A 17903-nucleotide genomic window follows, 5' to 3' on the forward strand; every position below is an offset into this window, starting at 1 on the left:
ATGAGCAACGCGCGTGCCAGAGGTCGCATCGTGTTGATTCAACGGCTTCCCGCAGCGCAACGTGCCACGTCGGACAAAATGTCCTGAATTCCCGAGACAAAATGTCCAGTCAGGTCGCTTCCGGCAGCCACATCGTGAATGTACTTCCGGAACCGAGGTGGCTCTCGGCCGTGATCTGTCCGCCCTGGCGCTTGATCAGGGTCTGGCTGATGGAGAGGCCCAGTCCGGTGCCTTGCCGCCGCTTCGTGGTGTAGAAGGGATCGAATATCTTCTCGATCACCTCATTGCTCATGCCGACGCCGGTGTCAGTGACCTCGATGGCGACGCCTTGATGGCCGTCGCGCTCGGCGTCGAAGGAGCGGAGCGTCAGGGTCCCGCCGTCCGGCATGGCGTGGATCGCGTTGACGATGAGATTGACCAGGACTTGCTGCAGTTCGTTCCGGTTCATCAGCACGAGCCGGCTGGCGCGGTCGTCCCTGACCACGGCGATCTCTGTCTTGTTCAGAAGATGCTGCACCAGCGGCAGACAGTCGGAGATGACGCTCGCAGGCGCATGGCGCTCGACATAGCCGGCATATTCCTCCGGCCTTGCAAACTGCAACAGCTTGGTCACGATCTGGCTGATGCGGTGAATCTGCTCGTCGAGCAGGCGAAATTCGACCTTCGCCTTGTCGGCGTCGGCCCCGAACACGCTGCGGACGACGTCGAGATTGCCCTGCATCACCGCGATCGGATTGTTGATCTCGTGCGCGACTCCGGCGGTGATCTCGCCGATCGCAGCCAGCTTCTCGGACATGATGAGCTGCTTGGTGGTTGCCTCGAGCTTGAGATTGGCGTGCTCGAGGTCCCGGGTGCGCTCCAGCACGCGGACGTTCAGCTCCTCGTTCCATTCCCGGAGCTGTCGGTCGCGTTCCTGGATCTGGTCGAGCAGGCTGTCGAGATGAACCGCGACGCGGCCGATCTCGTCGCCCAACACCGGCATCTTGGTCCGGGCGGAGAGGTTCCCGCGCTCCACCTCGCCGATCGTCGCCGTGACACGCTCCAGCGGCATGAAAATGGAGGTCGCCCAGCGCAGGAAGATCGGCACGGTCGCAGCGGTGATCGCGATGAACGCCGCGATGATGATCGCCAGCGTCTGGTATTTCGCCTCGCTGAACGGCTTCTCCAGAAAGCCGACATAGAGCATGCCGACCCGCTTGCCAAAGCTGTCGACCAGCGGCTCGTAGGCCGAGATGTACCAGTCATTGACGACGAAAGCGCTGTCGAGCCAGGTGCGCCCCTCGCCCAGCACAGCCGAGCGCACCGCCGCCGACACGCGCGTGCCGAGCGCGCGACGTCCCTCGAACAGACGGACGTTGGTCGATATCCGCACGTCGTCCAGGAACAGCGTCGCGGTGCCCTGGCTGCCCTCCGGCAGGCTCGCCGCGCGGTAGACGAGATCGTTGATCGTGTCGATGAATTCGAGGTTCTGGTTGAGCAGCGTGCCGCCGACCAGCGCGGCGGCGCCACCGTCGGGCAGCATCGCCCGGCTCGCCGCGTGCACAACCATGCCGCGCGTCTCCGTGCTGCGGTCGGTCGGCACCGCGTTCGGGGTCGGCACCAGGTCCAATCGCGCCCGCTCGGCCAGGGCCGGCGAAATTGCGGCGAGCTCGTCATTGCCGAAAATGTCTACGCCCGTCGCAGCGACCTTGCCCGACAGCGCCGCCATGACGATCGGCCAGTCATGTCTCGGTCGACGCTGCAGCGGCGGCGATGAGGCCAGGACGTCGCCGCGATCGTTGGTCAGGTACAGGAAATCGAGACCGATCTCCTTGCGGGTCTCGTCGAGCAGATCGCGCAGCGAGCCGCGCGCATCCGGTGCCAGCACCTCGTGGAAGCGGGCCGACAGGCCGAGCGCCCGGACCTGGACGCCGGTCTTTTCCAGGATACGAGCGAGATATTGGTGGGCGATGGTGAGATCGCCGTTGACCTTGGAGATCAGGGCCGCGTCGAATTTCGCGTTCCAACGAAAGATCGCAACACCGAGCAGGAGCGGCAGGATGACCAGCATCGGCAGCAAGGCGATCGCGAGCAACCGGAAGCGGACGGAGCGTCTCCGCACAAGCTCGTCGCTGCGGCGGGCACCATCAGACATCCCATAACGCGCATTTGCGATCGATGGTCTTGCGCGACACGCCGAGGCGCCGGGCCGCCTCCTCGCGGTTGCCATTGACCTCCTTCAGCACACCGAGGATGTGACGGCGCTCGAGCTCCGCGAGACTGTCGGCAGGCGCCGACTGACCGTCGTTGCGAGGGCCGGCGAAATCGTCGGGGAAGGCGCCGAGGATCAGCGTGCGCTCGATCAAATTGCGCAGCTCGCGCACGTTGCCTGGCCAGTCATAACTTGCGAGCGCCGCCCGCACCGAGGCGTCGATCGGCACCGGCGGCATGCCGAGCTGAGCCGACAGCTTGCTCATGAAGATGGCGGCAAGCTCCTGCACGTCGTCGCCGCGATCCTTCAGGAGCGGCAGGGGGATCTGCATCACGTTGAGCCGATAGAACAGATCGGCCCGGAAACGCCCGTTTTCGACCTCCTTCTGGAGCTCGGCATTGGTTGCGAAGATGAAGCGCAGGTCGACCGGAACTTCGCGCTCGGAGCCGACCGGACGGACGCGGCGGTCTTCGAGCACGCGGAGCAGCTTGCTCTGCATCGGCAGCGGCAGCTCTCCGATCTCGTCGAGGAACAGCGTGCCGCCATGCGCGTACAGGAACAGGCCCTCACGCCCCGAATCGGCGCCGGTGAAGGCGCCCTTGATGTGGCCGAACAGCTCGGCCTCGATCATATCCGGCGGGATCGCCGCGCAATTCACGGGCACGAAGGGCTTGTCGGCGCGGTCGGATAGCGAGTGGATCGAGCGTGCTGCCACTTCCTTGCCGGTGCCGGATGCGCCGGTGAGGAGAACCGAGGTCGGCAGGCGCGCGACGCGGGCGATGGTCTCGCGCACGCGCAGCGTGGCCGCCGACTGCCCGATCAGATTGTCGCGCAGGAAGGTGCGGTCGGACGAGGCACGCAGGGCGTAGCGCAGGACATAATTCTCGCGCTGGAGGCGGACACGGTCGAGGCATCGGGCCACGGCGTTGAGGATCTGGTTGGAGCGAAACGGCTTGAGCACGAAATCGGCCGCGCCGGCGCGCAGCGCCTGGATCGCGGTGTCGAGGTCGGCATAGGCGGTGATCAGGATGGCGTCGGCGAAAAAGCCGACGGCGCGCTGCTCGGCGAGCCAATCGACGCCGTTCTTGCCCGGCATGATGTTGTCGAGAATGACGACGTCGTAGCGGTTGGAATCGAGCTTGCGCGAAGCCTGGTCGGTATCGGCCGCCTCGTCCACAAGCTTGCAGCGCGGTCCAAGCGTGCGCACCAGGAAATTCCGCATGCCCGGCTCGTCGTCGACGATCAGGATCGAGGCCTGCGCCAGCGCCCCGAACTCCGGCCCTGCAGCCGTCTTGCCGGACTTGACGGCAGGCTCGCGCCCCACCGCAGGACTTGCGGCAACGCTTGCCCTCGATGTTGAGAAAGTCATGCCCGATGTCTTGGATTTGAGAGTTTAGGTTTGAGCTCATTCCACCGCATACAGCGGCGCTTTCGCATTGCAGCGAAGTCCCGGCCGTTCCTCCGCAGCTGCAACATAGTCAAACGTCGCCGCCGTGAACATTCGCCTTTCTACGAGGCGCCGCTCTTTTCGACCAGGAACACGATGCGCGCCTCGTTGCGTTCGGTGATCTCGACCTTGTCGCCGGTCTCGCGGATCAGGTTCGGAATGTCAATCACCGACAAGGGATCGGTGCAATGGACCTCGAGCTGATCGCCCGGCTGTAACGGCTTGAGCGCCTTGCGCGTCTTCAGGGCGGGCAAGGGGCATTTCAGTCCCGTGAGATCGAGCGTCGTTCTGGTCATGGCGGCAACATGGCGGGAGGGAGCGATGGCGTCAACGAGAGGACTCTCTAGAACAGACCCGCATAGGACAAAAAGCCTACGTCCTGCCCCGGCTCGACCTGCGTCACCTCTTCACCGAGCTCGACGAGGCCTTCGGTCTCGACCAGCGAGGACAACAGCCCCGCCCCCTCGCGCGGAAACTTGATGGCCTCGAGCCCGCCGTCCTGCGCGCGCCGCAAGGAAACGCGCACATATTCACGCCGGCCCGCCTTCTTCTTGTAGGTAAACGCCGCGCGCAACGGGATCGGCGTCAATGGTTCCGGCAAGCTGCCCGCCAGCGCCAGCAGTGTCGGCCGCACCACATGGACGAAGGTCACGAAGCTCGCGACGGGATTGCCGGGCAGTCCGATCAGCGGCGTGCCGTCGATGATGCCCATCGCCACCGGCCGGCCGGGCTTGATCGCCATCCGCCACAGCACCAGCGAGCCGATGCTCTCGACCGCGGCCTTGACGTGATCCTCTTCGCCGGTCGAGACCCCGCCGGTGGTGAGGATCAGATCGTGTTGCCCCGCCACCTGCTTCAGGCCGTCCGCAAGCGAGGTCCGCTCGTCGCGGAGAATGCCGAGGTCGCTGACCTCGCAGCCGAGACGGCGCAGCATCGCCATCAGCATGAAGCGGTTGGAATCGAACAGCTGCGAGGCGGCACGCGGCTCGCCGGGGGACGCCAGCTCGTCGCCGGTCGAGAACACCGCAACGCGAATGCGCCTGACGACGTCGAGACTGACAAGTCCGAACGCCGCCGCGAGCGCGACGTGCTGCGGCCGCAAGCGCTGGCCCGCACGGAGGGCGACATGTCCCTGGGCAATGTCCTCGCCCGCGGGCCGGACATTGGCTCCAGGCTTCAGCCCCGGCGGCAGCACGATCCTGCCTGAAGCATCGATGCGGACGTCCTCCTGCATGAAGACGGTTTCCGCACCCGGCGGCATCGGCGCGCCCGTGAAGATGCGCGCGGTGTGGCCGGGCTTGATCGCTGCCTGGGCAAGCCCGCCGGCCTGGATGCGGCCGTCCAGCGCGAGCGCATGCTCGGCGCCAACAGGGAGATCGGCGGTCCGCACGGCGTAGCCGTCGACGGCCGAGTTGGTGAAGGGCGGTAGCGGCAGCGGCGCCGCGACGTCGCGCGCCAGCACGCGCCCGTCCGCCTCGACCAGCGTCACCGTCTCCAGATCGGCGATGGCGCTGACGCGCGTCGTGATGAGACCGACGGCCTCGTCGACCGACATCATCGGACCGCCGAAGGCAAAGCAATCGTCAGAGAGTTGCGCCATGGTGCCTCGTCAGCGTATCGCGGCGCTCTTCGCCACCGCTTCCTCGACCGGCATCGCCGCGCGCAGCAGCAAGGCCGCCGCGCCTTCGATGTCGTCGAGATGGACAGTCGGCAGCCCGGTGTCAATGGCGGTGTCGGTCGCGATCCCGGCAATCCCGGGATCGTCTGGGAACAGCAGCGGCTTTCCGTTTGCCGCGCGATGCACCTCGATCTTGCGATGCGGCTCGCGCTTGAAGCCCTCGACCACGACGAGATCGACGGCGGACAGCTTGCCCAACAGTTCCGGCAGCCGCGGCTCCGCCGCACCGCGCAGTTCGTGCATCAAGGCCCAGCGGTTCGAGGAAGCCACAAGCACCTCGGCCGCGCCGGCCTCCCGATGCCGCCAGGAATCCTTGCCGGGTACATCGACGTCGAACTGGTGATGCGCGTGCTTGATGACCGAGACGCGAAGGCCCTGCGCGTTGAAATGCGGGATCAGCCGCGTCAACAACGTCGTCTTTCCCGCACCGCTCCAGCCCGCCAGGCCGATGACCTTCATTCCAGCTCCGTCTCAGCAGGTCGCATGGTCTGTGGTGGAACCACAGCTCCTCCCCGTCATTTCGAGGTGCTCGTGACAAAATTGCGCAGCAATTTTGCACTGAAGCGACGAAGCAATCCAGACCGTCGCCGGGGAAATAGCCTGGATTGCTTCGCTACGCTCGCAATGACGAACGGAGGGATTTACCTATTCTCGCTCATGCTTATATCGGCTTGACGCGAATGTCATGCTAACCTCACCGCCATGATGAAGATCGACAAAGCCCCGGTACCCCTGATCATCCCCAATCCGGACGATCCGCGCCTGACCCAGAGCGTGATCGGGACCGACCAGACCGGCGCCAGGGTCGAGATCAAGGTGCCGATGGAGCGGCCGCTGACGCTCTACCTGAATGCGCAGGAGATCGTCACCATGATGACGATCGGCGACTATCCGGAATATCTGGCGCTCGGCTATTTGCTGAACCAGAACATGCTGAAATATAATGACGCCGTCACCGAGGTCGAATACGACGACGATCTCCAGGTGGTCGTGGTGCGCACCGAGCATCACACCAATTTCGAGGCCAAGCTGAAGAAGCGCACGCAGACCTCCGGCTGCGCGCAGGGCACCGCCTTCGGCGATTTGCTCGAAGCCGTCGAGAGCGTCGCGCTGCCGAAGGCGGAGCTGCGCACCTCCTGGCTGTACCAGATGACGCAGACCATCAACACCATGCCCTCGCTCTATCTCGAGGCCGGCGCGATCCACGGCTGCGTGCTGTGCAAGGAAGGCGCCCCGCTCTGCTACACCGAGGACGTCGGCCGGCACAACGCCGTCGACAAGATCGCGGGGTGGATGTACCGCCACGGCGTCGACCCCGGCGACAAGATCCTCTACACCACGGGGCGCCTCACCTCGGAGATGGTGATCAAGACGGTGCGGATGGGCATTCCGATCCTGGTGTCACGCTCCGGCTTCACCGCCTGGGGCGTCGATCTCGCAAGGCAGGTCGGCCTGACGCTGGTCGGACGCACCCGCGGCAAGCGCTTCATCGTCCTCGCGGGCGAGGAGCGCATCGTCTACGACCAGGACCTCGCTTACGTCGAGGAGGAGTCGGCGAAGCACAAGCGCAAGGGTGAAGGTGGTGACGACTGATTTTCCGGCCACGCACATTCCACCAACTCTTGGCGTGCTGCTCGCCGGTGGCCTGGCGCGGCGCATGGGCGGCGGCGACAAGCCGATGCGCACCATCGGCGGCCGCACCATCCTGGAGCGCGTCATCGCGCGATTGACGCCCCAGTGCAGCGGATTGATCCTGAACGCCAATGGCGATCCCGCGCGCTTCGCCCCATTCGGCTTGCAGGTCATCGCGGACGACGTGCCCAACTTCCCAGGCCCGCTCGCCGGTATTTTGGCCGCCCTCGACTGGACCGCGACGAACCGGCCGGAGATCGAATGGGTGCTCAGCGCCGCCGGCGACTGCCCCTTCCTGCCGCGCGATCTGGTCGCCCGCCTGCATGATGCGCGGAGCCGCGAGAACGCGCAGCTCGCGGTCGCCGCCTCGGGCGAGCAATCGCACCCCGTGATCGGTCTTTGGAAGGTCGCCCTGCGCGACGAGCTGCGCCACGCGCTCGTCGTCGAAGACCTCCGCAAGATCGACCGCTGGACCGCGCGCTATCCGCTGGCGACGGTGACGTGGCCGACCGCGCCGCTCGATCCCTTCTTCAACGCCAACACGGTCGAAGACATCGCCGAGGCCGAACGGCTGGCGGTGCTGGATGACGCAGCCTAGGGCTTGCACTCATTAGGGGGCTGGCCGACGGATGTCCGCTTGGGCCCCACAGCGCCGGAGAAGCAGCAATCTTCCGATGTCGCTGAAGGGCCAGAAGGAGAAGAGGCTTCGCTGGTGGCGGCGCATGGGACAGGCTATCATCGCCTCGGTATGACCCGGCCTGTTTGCAGCATCCGCTCCGGACTTGTGATCGTCGAAGGGATCATGGGGTCCGGAAAGACGACGAGCGTACGGCGAATCGCCGATCGATTGAATCGATCCGGCATCGCCGCCCTCGGCATCACCGAGGGCGTCAGTCCACATCCGATCCGCTTCGATTGGGATGTGCCGTGGGCGGACATGCCGGCGATGCAGCTGGCGAAATCAGCCACCGCACGCTGGCGGGCCTACGTCAATTCGGCCCAAGTGTCAGAGCGCATCACGGTTGTCGACGGACAACTTTTCCATGGCAATCTGACGTCACTGTTCCTGCTTGATGCCGACACAGCCCTGATTCGTGCCTACATTCATGAGGTGGTGGCTGCCATCAAGCCATTACGACCCTTCCTGATCTACTTTAATCAGGATGACGTTGACCGGGCGATCAGAACGGTTGCTGCCGAGCGTGGCGATGCATGGGTGACATATCAGGTCGACTGGAAACTGAACTCGCCCTATGCCGTCAGGCACGGCCTTGGTGGCATTGACGGGCTCATCGAGTTGTACCGTCACTATCGCAAGCTCACTGACCAGCTTTACGCAGAGCTGGATATCCCGAAGATCAGCATCGAGAACTCGGGAAGGGAATGGTCGAAATACGAAACGACCATCGATACTGTTCTGATGAACCAACCCGGGACTGCCGAGGTTACAAATTTGGATTGATCACGCATCTTGCGGAAAACGCGCTGGGACCGCCAGGTCCGCCTTGGGTCAAAAGCGGTAGCCCGGGCCAGTCAAGAGACTTCCGCTAGTCCCTCTGGAGCCGACATCGCTTAATGAGTAGACGCCCTAAGTCGCCTTAAGATTTTGGAAACTCGTTGAGGAGCTGTGCCCAGACGATCGCGAAGGCGATCAGGCCGCAGACGCCGACCAGCGTGGTAAGCCGCGGCAGCCGGTTGATCGCGACGAGCAGCCACGCCGGCAGGAAGAACAATCCGAAGGTCATGCCGAGCGGGAACACCGCGAGCCATTGAAAGCCGGTGCCGTCGCCCAGCGGGACATGGGCGATGAAATAGAAGGTGTAGAGCCAGAACAGCGTCCCGGCAGCCGCGACGAGCGCGGCGATCTTGCGAAAATTGACGGGGACTGACGCGGTCATGGCCTGGCTCATGCCCCTTGGTCGCGGCAGCAGCCCTTCGAGTTCATAGGGACCTTGAACCGGACCATGCAAGGCCGCGACCACCGACCAGGACATGCCCCGGATGAGCCATGACTGACACCCTTCTGGACGCCATATTCGAAGTTGTCGATTTCGCGCTCGATCTCTCCATCACGATTGACGACACGAAGCGATCAAGCAGGCCGGACACTGTCGAGGTCCCGCCGGATCCGCAGCCGCTGTCGCCCGCCGCGCAGCGCGCGCTCGCCGAAGCCGAGGAACGGGAGCATGCGCGCGAGCAGGCCGCTCAAGCCGCCAGCGGCACCGACCAGGCGTCGTAGCCGTAGACCCAGCTTGTATCGGTCCGCTCCTTCAGCCAGATGTTGGCGCGAGACGTCTCCTGCACCCGGGTCGTGCGTGCTTTGCGGGTTGCCTCGAAGCGGCGGAATGCATCTGCGACGCCATCGCGATCGATGCCGTCGAGGCATCGCGACAACACTGCCGCATCCTCGATCGCCATCGCCGCGCCCTGCGTCATGTAGGGCGTCATGGGATGACAGGCATCGCCGAGCAGGGTCACCTTGCCGTCTGCCCAACGGTCGAGCGCCTCGCGGTCCATGATCGCCCATTTGTGCACGTCGGGGCACGCGGCGAGCACCTTGCCGACCTCCGGATGAAAGCCCTCGAACGAGGCGCGCAGATCGCGCACGTCGCCCTTCGCAGACCAGGACTCGATGCGGAAGTCAGGCTCGGGCAGGCTGGTGACGAGATAGACCTCGCTCCGATCAGGCTTGACGTAATAGATCACGATGTGGCGGTCCTCGCCCCACCACTTCGTGCAGTCGTCGATTGTCTTCCCAACGAGCAGTGTCGCTGGATAGGTCGTGCGATAGGCGATGCGGCCGGTGAACTTGGCCGGCGCTGTGTCGAACAGGATGTCGCGCACCGTCGAATGGACGCCATCCGCACCGACCACGGCATCGGCAACGGTGGTGGTGCCGTCGGCAAAGCTCAAGCGGACGCCCTCGCCGGTCGCGTCGAGACCGACCAGCTTGTGGTTCAGCTTCACGAGTTCATCCGGCACTGCGCTCGCGAGCGCCGCATGCAGATCGCCGCGATGGGCGAGCAGATAGGGAGCGCCGAATTTCTCTTCCGCGCTCTCGCCGAAGATCATGTCGAACTTGATGTCGCCGCTCGTCCAGTCGCGGTTGTTCCAGGAGCGCGGATAGAACGAGTGCTCCCGCATCCGCTCCTCCAGCCCGAGCGCGCGCAACACCTTCATGGCGTTGCAGCCGATCTGGATGCCGGCGCCGACGCGGGCGAATTGAGAGGCTTGCTCGTAGACCATCACGTCGACACCGACGCGCATGAGCGCCGCGGCGGTCGCGAGCCCACCCATGCCGGCACCGACGATCGCAACCGAAAGCGGCCTTGCCATCGCGTCCCCCACCCTGTCGCGCGGCTTGCATGCCGCGTCGTCCATCACGCGGGCCGAAATCCAGCCCGCTCCAGCGCCGCACGCGCCTCGTCTGAGCCGAGGGCCTCAAGAAACGCCCGCACTGCCGGCCTGTCTTTGCGCGCCGTCACCAGCGCGAAGTCATAATGTTCCTCCGCAAGCGGAATGAAACCGAGGCCGGCCGCATGGGCGACCGGCGCAATGGTCATGCCCCAATCGGCGCGCTGCTGTGCGACGGCCGCCGCGACTGCGTTGTGCGAGCGCGGCTGGTTCCAATAGCCTTCCGGCCGCGCACCGCCGAGCAGGCGGTCGATCAGGATGCGCGTGCCAGCACCCTGGTTGCGGTTGACCATGATGCAGGCGGGATCGGAGAGCGCCGCGGCAACGGCCTCCTTCGCACCGAGGCCCTCGAAACGCCGGTCGCCTTTGCGGAAGACAATGCCCTGCATTCGCCGCCAGCCCGTCACGAGCTCGAGCCCATCGACGAGATAAGGCGTGTTGTAGGTCTCGCTCTTGTCGTCGAACAGATGGATCGGCGCGAGATCGCATTCGCCGCGCTTGGCGGCCGCGAGACCACCGAGGCTGCCGACGGCGATCGAGCGCACGGCAAGGCCCGCATGTGCAAGCTGCGCAGTGACGAGATCGAGGCCGGTGCAATGGCTGCCGACGACGACGAGATCAGGCACGCGCACATGCGGCGTGAACAGCGTCACCTCGGCTTTGGTCCCCGCGGGCATCTGGTCGGCGAGCGCGTCGACGCGCAGAAAGCCGTCGGCCTGCGCAAACGACGTGATCGCGCCGGACCCCTTGCCGGAGGGATAGGCGATCAGGCCGTGCTTGCCCTCGACCAGCGAGACCATGACGAATTCGGTGCGGCCGAGCTCGGAGGCGATGCGGACCGGCACGGTCGCGCTCACCTTGGCATCGGAGCGCGGCGGCAGGCCGGCCAGCTTGCGCAACACCGGCACGATCATGTCGTGGAAGGTGAACATTGCCGAGGTCGGAAATCCCGGCAGGATCACCACCGGCTTACCGTCGCACACCGCAAGGCACAGCGGCTTGCCGGGCTTGAGCGCAACGCCATGCGCGATGATGCCGGGCTGGCCGAGCCGGCCGATGATGCGATGGGACAGGTCGCCCGCGCCTTTCGAGGTGCCGCCTGACAGCACCAGCATGTCGGCATCCGCCAGCGCGCCGCGCATGGCAGCTTCGAGCCTGGCTTCATCGTCGGCAATGGCGCCGAGGAAGACCGCCTCGCCGCCATTCTCGTCGATCGCAGCAGCAACGATGGCGCCGTTGGTGTCGTAGATCGCGGCGGGCGGAAGGGCGCCGCCGGGCTGAACCAGCTCGTCGCCGGTGGAGATCACGGCCACGCGCGGCTTGCGCGCGACAATCACCTCGGCAATGCCGCACGCTGCCAGCATGCCGATCTCGCGCGAGCCGATGATGGTGCCGGCGCGCAGCAGCGCTTCCCCGCGCGCGATGTCGGATCCGGCATACGAAACGAACTGTCCAGGCGAGACCGCCCGACGCACGTCGATCGCATCGAGGCCGGCAGGCTGGGTGTGCTCGACCATGACGACGGCGTCGGCACCACGCGGCAACGGTCCGCCGGTCGCGATCGGCGTTGCGGTTCCCGCCGCGACTTGCAGCGCCGGCGCGGTGCCGCAGTGGATGGTCTCGCCGTTCAGCGAGAGGCGCCGAGGAGCGCCCTCGCCGGCCGCGGAAAGATCGGCGGAACGCACGGCGAAGCCATCGACATTGGAACGGTCGAACGGGGGAACGTCGATCGGCGCCGTGACGTCTTCCGCGAGCGCTGCGCCGAGCGCGGCACCGAGCTTGCGCGTTTCGGACGAAAGCGCACGCGGGAACAGCGCCGCCTCGAAGCGCGCCAGCGCCTCCTCGCGCGAGAGGATTTTGAGGAATTGCTCCTGTTCGAGCGCGCTGCGCTCTGGCGGTTTCGGGATCATCGTCATGCGGAACCCATATCACTCCCGCATCAGATAAGCATCGACCAGCTCACCTGCTGCGAATCCCTCGTGATTACCGGGAATGAGCAGCCATGCGTCCGCACGAGCAATCGCCTGGAGCGGCCATTCGCCCACGGCAAGCGGCCTCCATGTCTTATGTTCCTCCGCCAACAGCACGATCTCGGCGATCCCGACGCTCGACGCAATCTTTCGCGATAGCGGCAAGGTCACCTGCCGGCGCGTCCGACGCGCCGAGAGGCGATCGACGAGCGGAAGCACGAGCGCGAACCAGGCTGCGAGCGCCGGATCAGGCGAGCCAGGCAAGGCGACCACGGGAACCCGTCCGAGCCGGCCCACCGCCGCGGTACGCCCAGGCTGGAGCGCGAGGCCGTGCGCCATCACTTCGCCGCGCCGGGCCAGGGCCGCAACGGCGGCATCCCGTTGGCCGACGCCGCTGCCGCCGACCATCAGCAGGAGATCGCAAGCGGACGCATCAAGCGCTTCGGCAATCGAGGCTTCATCGCGCGCACCGGCTTGACGCGTTTCCACGTCCAGTCCCTCTGTACGCGCGAGACCGGCGACCAGATGCATCGTCGCCGTCGCGCCCGGCACGTTGACGATACGCAGCCGGGGCCGCCGCACGCCGAGTTGCTCCAAACCGGCAAGGCGTGCGAGCAGCAGGTCAGCCGTACCGATTGGATAGCCGTCAGCCCCTGCAGGCGTGCATTCCGCGATGTCGCTGCCGGCACGCCTGACGCCCTGCCCCGGCACGCCTTCCGCCAGCACCTGCACGAGCGGTCCCGACACCTCCACGGCGTCGGCGTCGAGCACACAGTCGCATCCCGCCGGCATCGCATCGCCAGCCTCGACCCAATCCGGCAGCTTCGTCAGAGGCAGCGGCGAATAGGAGGACGCGCCGACGAGATCATTGGCGCGGAGCGCCCAGCCGTCCGCGGCGGCAACGTCGTGCGGCGGATGGGCCGCAAGCAGCGGAGTGCCGGCGGCGATGCAACCGGCCGCGTCGGTCAGCGCCAAGTGCATCGGTGCAAGCGAACCGACGCCTTGCAGCAACGCGGCGAGCGCGGTGTCGAGCGGTGTCAGCGATGGCGGCAGGCGCTGGGTCATGCGCCATGGTGGACCATGCATCGCACGGTTTGGCAACCGCCGGCGGTGAGAACGTCAACCGCCCGACTTGCCCGCATTGGGGAAGAACAGCTGCTGTCCGTCGACCTTGTAGCCTGCGATCGCCGCCTGCCCTTCCGGCGAGATCAGCCAGTCGATGAAGGTCTGCGCCAGCTCCCTCTTCACGTTCGGAAACTTCTCCGGGTTGACCAGCATCGCGCCGTACTGATTGAGCAGCCGCTTGTCACCTTCGACGACGACGTCGAGATCGCCGCGATCCCGGAAGGCGATCCAGCTGCCGCGATCCGACAGGACATAGGCATTGGCGGCGCGCGCGGCGTCGAGAGCCGAGGCCATGCCCTGCCCGGCCTCGCGGTACCAGGCGCCCTTGGCGGCCGCGATGTCGATACCGGCGACGATCCAGAGCGCGAGCTCCGCGGCGTGAGTCCCGGAGCGGTCGCCGCGCGTCACGAACGGCGTACCCTTGGCTTCGATCGCCTTCAGCGCCGTCGCGATGTCCTTGCCCTTCACGGCCGCGGGGTCGCTCTTCGGCCCGATCAGCACATAGTCGTTGTACATCACGTCGAAGCGTTTCACGCCCAACCCGTCGGCGACGAACTTCTCCTCCTGCGGCCGGGCATGCATCAGCACGACGTCGGCCTCGCCCCTGCGCGGCCCGTTCAGCACCTCGTCGGCGCGCCGCGCGAGCACGGTCACCTCGATGCCGGACTTGTCGTGGAAGATCGGCAGCAGATAGTCGAGCAGGCCGGACTCCTGTGTCGCGGTCGTCGTGGCGAGGACGATGCCGCGGTCCTCCGCGGCTGAGGCCGCAACGCCCGCGGTGAGACCGCAGAAGAGCGCGAATGCAACGGACAGGCGGCCCATGATCAGGTTCCCATTTTTCGTGACACGATCATGATGATGATCGATTGCGCCGCCCTCGTGACGCGCTTGCGCCGATGCGTTCTCCAAATCGGGAAATTTCGGCAAGGCTGCGCATGCGTTGAGATCGTTCACCAAAGCGGAAATCGCGTGCGCGGATGTGTTGCAAAGCAGCGAGATGATCGGGCATGGTCCTGGCGACACGAACTGATGAAATGCAGAATTCCACCTGCGTCGAACGTCAAAAAGAAGCAAGAATTTGCATAGGAATGCAGGATGGAATTCCTGACGACCAGCGAAGCCGCCGATTACCTTCGGCTCGGCGAACGCAAGCTCTATGAACTCGTCACCACCGGCGCGATCCCCTGCACCAAGGTAACCGGGAAGTGGCTCTTCCCACGGCACGAGCTCGATCTCTGGGTGCTGTCGGGCCTCGCGCGTCCGGCCGGCATGCTGATCGCGGAGCCGCCGCCGGTCGTCGGCGGCAGCCAGGACGAGCTGCTGGACTGGGCCTTGCGCGAATCCGGCTCGGGCCTGGGATCGATGAGCGAGGGCAGCGTGCGCGGGCTCGAGCGCCTGCAGCGTAACGAGGTAATGGCGGCGGCGGTGCACTTCCACGGCCTCGACGCAACCGATGATCTCGCCGGCGCCGCCAGTGTCGAAGCGCTGCGCGCAGCCCCCGACCTGCATGATGTGGTGCTGGTCGCGTTCGTGCGCCGCGAGCAGGGTCTCGTGCTGCCGCAAGGCAATCCCAAGCACCTGCACGGCCTGACCGACGTGCTCGCGCGCGGCGCCAGGATGGCGATGCGGCAGCAGGGCACGGGCGCGCAGATGCTGCTCGACGTGCTGCTGAAGCGCGCGGGGGCCTCGACACGCGATTTGCGCCGGGCCGAGGCCCCGTGCCTGACCGGTCCGGACCTTGCCGAACTGGTCCGCGCCGGACAGGCCGATTGCGGCATCGCCACGCGCGCCACCGCGCGCTCCGCCGGCCTCGATTTCGTGCCGCTGGTCTGGGAAAACTTCGACCTTGCGATGCGGCAGCGCAGCTATTTCCGCCCGCCGATGCAGGCCCTGCTCCGGTTTCTCGGCGAAAGACGGCTGCGGCAGCGCGCCGAGGAACTGACCGGCTACGATCCCTCGCCCGCAGGCCAGATCCGCTTCGCAGCCTGACATTGACGCCCGCCCCCAAATAGTTGCAAAAGAAACCAATTCAGCCGGGGGCACACCCGGGGCAACACCGGCCAACGCGCCGGATCAGGGGAGGACAAGCGTGAATCCAATCAGATTTGGACTGCCGGTCGCGGCCGCCTTGACGGCGGCATTGCTGTCCGGCGCGGCATCGGCGCAGCTTTCCGACGACATCGTCAAGATCGGCGTGCTCACCGACATGAACGGCCCGGCCTCCGCGCCGACCGGCCAGGGCTCGGTGACGGCGGCGCAGATGGCGATCGACGATTTCGGCGGCACCGTGCTCGGCAAGCCGATCAGCATCGTGGTCGGCGATCACCAGCTCAAGGCCGACATCGGCGCCTCGCTCGCGCGGCGCTGGTACGACGTCGAGCAGGTTGACCTGATCGTCGACGTGCCGGTCTCGGCGGTCGGGCTCGCGGTGCAGAACATCGCCAACGAGAAGAAGCGGCTGTTCATCACCCACTCCACCGGCACCGCGGACTTCCACGGCAAGTTCTGCTCGCCTTACGCGATCCAGTGGGTGTTCGACACCCGCGCGCTCGCGGTCGGCACGGCGGACGCGGTGGTCAAGCGCGGCGGCGACAGCTGGTTCTTCATCACCGACGATTACGCCTTCGGCCATTCGCTGGAGCGCGACGCCTCCGCGGTCGTCACCGCCAATGGCGGCAAGGTGCTGGGCTCGGTGCGGCCGCCGCTGGCAACGCCGGACCTGTCCTCCTTCGTGCTGCAGGCGCAGGCCTCCAAGGCCAAGATCATCGGCATTGCGGCGGGTCCCCCCAACAACATGAACGAGATCAAGACCGGGTCGGAGTTCGGCGTGTTCAAGGGCGGCCAGCAGATGGCGGCGCTGCTGGCGCTGATCACCGACATCCACGGCCTCGGCCTGCAGGCCGCGCAAGGCCTCTTGCTGACCACCTCGTTCTACTGGGACATGGACGACAAGACCCGCGAATGGTCGAAGCGCTACTTCGCCAAGATGAACAAGATGCCGTCGATGTGGCAGGCCGGCGTCTATTCCAGCGTGATGCACTATCTCAACGCCATCAAGGAAGCCGGCACCGACGATCCGCTCAAGGTCGCCGCCAAGATGCGCGAAAAGCCGATCGAGGATTTCTTCGCCCGCAACGGCAAGCTGCGCGAGGACAATCTGATGGTGCACGACCTCTGGCTGGTGCAGGTGAAGACGCCGGAGGAGAGCAAATATCCGTGGGACTATTACAAGATCCTCACCACGATCTCCGGCGACAAGGCCTTCGGCCCGCCGGACCCGGCCTGTGCGATGGTGAAGAAGTAGACAGCTAGCAAAACCACGGAATGTCGTCATGGCCGGGCTAAACACTTGTCCCGGCCATCCACGATCTTTCGTGCGGCGCCAAGAACGTGGATGCCCGGGTCAAGCCCGGGCATGACGACCTCGGGTGTGGTCGCGAGCTACTTCATCACTCCAACCTCGCGGAAATATCTCATCACGCCCGGATGGATCAGCTCCGCCCTCGGCGCAGCCGCGACCGTGTTCGACGCCGTGGTCTCGCAGGCCTGGGCGAGCTTCTTGCAAAAAGCCGCTTCGACGCCGTGCAGCGTCTTCGCCAGGCGATAGGCGACATCGTCGGGCAGATCCTCGCGGGTCAGCACGAAGCTCCACGAGCCGAGCGAGGCGATCGGCGCGGTCTGTTGCGGATAGCTGTTCGCCGGCACCAAGAGCGGCTTCAGGAAGGAGTGCTTGGCGCGGATGCGCGTCATCTCGTCCGCATCAGGCGCGATGAAGCGTGCGCCCGACGCGCTCGATGCCACGGCGGCAAAGCCGGGCCAGCCGATGCCGGCGCCCCACAGCGCGGCGACGCGGCCGTCCTCGACCATCGCGGGGCCGTCGCCGGCGCGGTCGAGATAGATCGCCTTGAAGTCCTCGTCCTGCTTGAGACCGAGCCCATCCAGCACATAGCGCGCCAGGATCGGCAGGCCTGAGCCCTTGGCGCCGAACGCGACGGGCTGGCCGACGAGATCGCGGATGGTCCGGTAGGGACTGTCGGCGCGCACCACGAACATGCCGGGGTTGGAATAGATCGCCGTCAATATCTTCAGCCGCACCGGCGCGCGGCCGATGCCGGCAAAGGCCTCATAGGCCGGCTCGCCCGCGACCAGCGCGAGATCGAGCTCGCCCTTCTCCAGAAGCGGGATGTTCTCGTTGCTGCCCTTGGTGTTGCGGGGCGCGATCGAGAGTTGCGGATCGGCCGCGTTCATCACCTCGGCAAAGGCGTTGCCATAGAGCGGAAAGCCGCCGCCGGGTGTCGCAGTCCCCAGACTGAGTGTCGTGATCGAAATGGCCGTGCCTCCGGCTTGCGCAGCAGCGGGGCCGGCGAGCAGCACGGCTGCGAGAACGATGATCGCGAATCTCATGGTCATTCCCGTGGAGCCTGCGTCAACACCGACTTGCGGCGA

At 65.9% G+C, this 17903-nt stretch carries 17 protein-coding genes; 6 read left to right on the forward strand and 11 right to left on the reverse strand.

Translation table 11 applies throughout. From position 1 onward, the window contains the following. Nucleotides 1-109: 109 nt before the first annotated feature. The 5 genes from UNPF46_RS25085 to mobB form a co-directional block, all read right to left on the reverse strand. Nucleotides 110-2134: a sensor histidine kinase gene (locus UNPF46_RS25085; protein WP_142251784.1), complete on the reverse strand. Its 2025-nt coding sequence runs from the start codon at nt 2132-2134 to the stop codon at nt 110-112. Further along, complete coding sequence (locus UNPF46_RS25090; RefSeq protein ID WP_100180067.1) at nt 2127-3560, reverse strand: sigma-54-dependent transcriptional regulator; 1434 nt, start codon at nt 3558-3560, stop codon at nt 2127-2129. The genes UNPF46_RS25085 and UNPF46_RS25090 overlap by 8 nt, the downstream gene beginning before the upstream one ends. A gap of 140 nt (nt 3561-3700) precedes the next feature. Continuing rightward, nucleotides 3701-3934, reverse strand: coding sequence for a sulfurtransferase TusA family protein (locus UNPF46_RS25095; protein ID WP_100180068.1), 234 nt, complete (start codon nt 3932-3934; stop codon nt 3701-3703). 47 nt (nt 3935-3981) lie between these two features. Then, entirely contained in the window at nt 3982-5238 is a 1257-nt protein-coding gene (locus UNPF46_RS25100) for a molybdopterin molybdotransferase MoeA (RefSeq protein ID WP_142251785.1), read from the reverse strand. 9 nt (nt 5239-5247) lie between these two features. Then, nucleotides 5248-5775: a molybdopterin-guanine dinucleotide biosynthesis protein B gene (gene mobB / locus UNPF46_RS25105; protein WP_100180070.1), complete on the reverse strand. Its 528-nt coding sequence runs from the start codon at nt 5773-5775 to the stop codon at nt 5248-5250. 243 nt (nt 5776-6018) lie between these two features. Here mobB and fdhD point away from each other — a divergent pair, with 243 nt between their 5' ends. Genes fdhD through UNPF46_RS25120 form a run of 3 tightly spaced genes read left to right on the forward strand, consistent with a single transcriptional unit; the run spans nt 6019 to nt 8410 of the window. Then, complete coding sequence (fdhD, locus tag UNPF46_RS25110; protein WP_100180071.1) at nt 6019-6909, forward strand: formate dehydrogenase accessory sulfurtransferase FdhD; 891 nt, start codon at nt 6019-6021, stop codon at nt 6907-6909. Continuing rightward, a complete protein-coding gene (gene mobA, locus UNPF46_RS25115; RefSeq protein WP_142251786.1) occupies nt 6890-7546 on the forward strand; it encodes a molybdenum cofactor guanylyltransferase MobA in 657 nt (218 codons plus the stop codon). The genes fdhD and mobA overlap by 20 nt, the downstream gene beginning before the upstream one ends. Nucleotides 7547-7585: 39 nt before the next feature. Then, nucleotides 7586-8410 (forward strand): P-loop NTPase family protein, encoded by an 825-nt coding sequence (locus UNPF46_RS25120; protein ID WP_246668729.1) that lies wholly within the window; start codon nt 7586-7588, stop codon nt 8408-8410. Between the two features lie 136 nt (nt 8411-8546). On the opposite strand, the gene UNPF46_RS25125 is transcribed toward UNPF46_RS25120, so the two are convergent. After that, nucleotides 8547-8846 (reverse strand): hypothetical protein, encoded by a 300-nt coding sequence (locus UNPF46_RS25125; RefSeq protein ID WP_246668730.1) that lies wholly within the window; start codon nt 8844-8846, stop codon nt 8547-8549. A 110-nt stretch (nt 8847-8956) separates the two neighbouring features. Between UNPF46_RS25125 and UNPF46_RS25130 the strand changes: the two genes are divergently transcribed. Beyond that, complete coding sequence (locus UNPF46_RS25130) at nt 8957-9187, forward strand: hypothetical protein (protein WP_142251788.1); 231 nt, start codon at nt 8957-8959, stop codon at nt 9185-9187. Here the strand turns inward: UNPF46_RS25130 and UNPF46_RS25135 are convergent. The 4 genes from UNPF46_RS25135 to UNPF46_RS25150 are packed head-to-tail and all read right to left on the reverse strand — an operon-like array spanning nt 9154 to nt 14279. Beyond that, nucleotides 9154-10284 carry an FAD-dependent monooxygenase gene (locus UNPF46_RS25135; protein WP_142251789.1) on the reverse strand — a complete coding sequence of 377 codons (1131 nt, stop codon included), beginning with the start codon at nt 10282-10284 and terminating at the stop codon, nt 9154-9156. The genes UNPF46_RS25130 and UNPF46_RS25135 overlap by 34 nt on opposite strands. A gap of 44 nt (nt 10285-10328) precedes the next feature. Further along, complete coding sequence (locus tag UNPF46_RS25140) at nt 10329-12278, reverse strand: molybdopterin biosynthesis protein (RefSeq protein ID WP_142251790.1); 1950 nt, start codon at nt 12276-12278, stop codon at nt 10329-10331. Nucleotides 12279-12290: 12 nt separating this feature from the next. Next, nucleotides 12291-13397, reverse strand: a complete 1107-nt coding sequence (locus UNPF46_RS25145; RefSeq protein ID WP_142251791.1) for a molybdopterin-binding protein — start codon at nt 13395-13397, stop codon at nt 12291-12293. Nucleotides 13398-13451: 54 nt separating this feature from the next. After that, entirely contained in the window at nt 13452-14279 is an 828-nt protein-coding gene (locus UNPF46_RS25150) for an ABC transporter substrate-binding protein (RefSeq protein ID WP_502705501.1), read from the reverse strand. 273 nt (nt 14280-14552) lie between these two features. Between UNPF46_RS25150 and UNPF46_RS25155 the strand changes: the two genes are divergently transcribed. Together UNPF46_RS25155 and UNPF46_RS25160 are read left to right on the forward strand one after the other, a co-directional pair. Further along, nucleotides 14553-15446, forward strand: a complete 894-nt coding sequence (locus UNPF46_RS25155) for a substrate-binding domain-containing protein (protein WP_142251792.1) — start codon at nt 14553-14555, stop codon at nt 15444-15446. A 100-nt stretch (nt 15447-15546) separates the two neighbouring features. Further along, the gene (locus tag UNPF46_RS25160) at nt 15547-16761 is read left to right on the forward strand and encodes an ABC transporter substrate-binding protein (RefSeq protein ID WP_100180078.1); all 1215 of its coding nucleotides are present in this window, start codon (nt 15547-15549) and stop codon (nt 16759-16761) included. Nucleotides 16762-16898: 137 nt separating this feature from the next. On the opposite strand, the gene UNPF46_RS25165 is transcribed toward UNPF46_RS25160, so the two are convergent. Continuing rightward, nucleotides 16899-17861, reverse strand: a complete 963-nt coding sequence (locus UNPF46_RS25165; protein WP_142251815.1) for a TAXI family TRAP transporter solute-binding subunit — start codon at nt 17859-17861, stop codon at nt 16899-16901. Nucleotides 17862-17903: the final 42 nt, after the last annotated feature.

Source organism: Bradyrhizobium sp. UNPF46 (genome assembly GCF_006658625.1).
Lineage (GTDB): Bacteria > Pseudomonadota > Alphaproteobacteria > Rhizobiales > Xanthobacteraceae > Bradyrhizobium > Bradyrhizobium nitroreducens.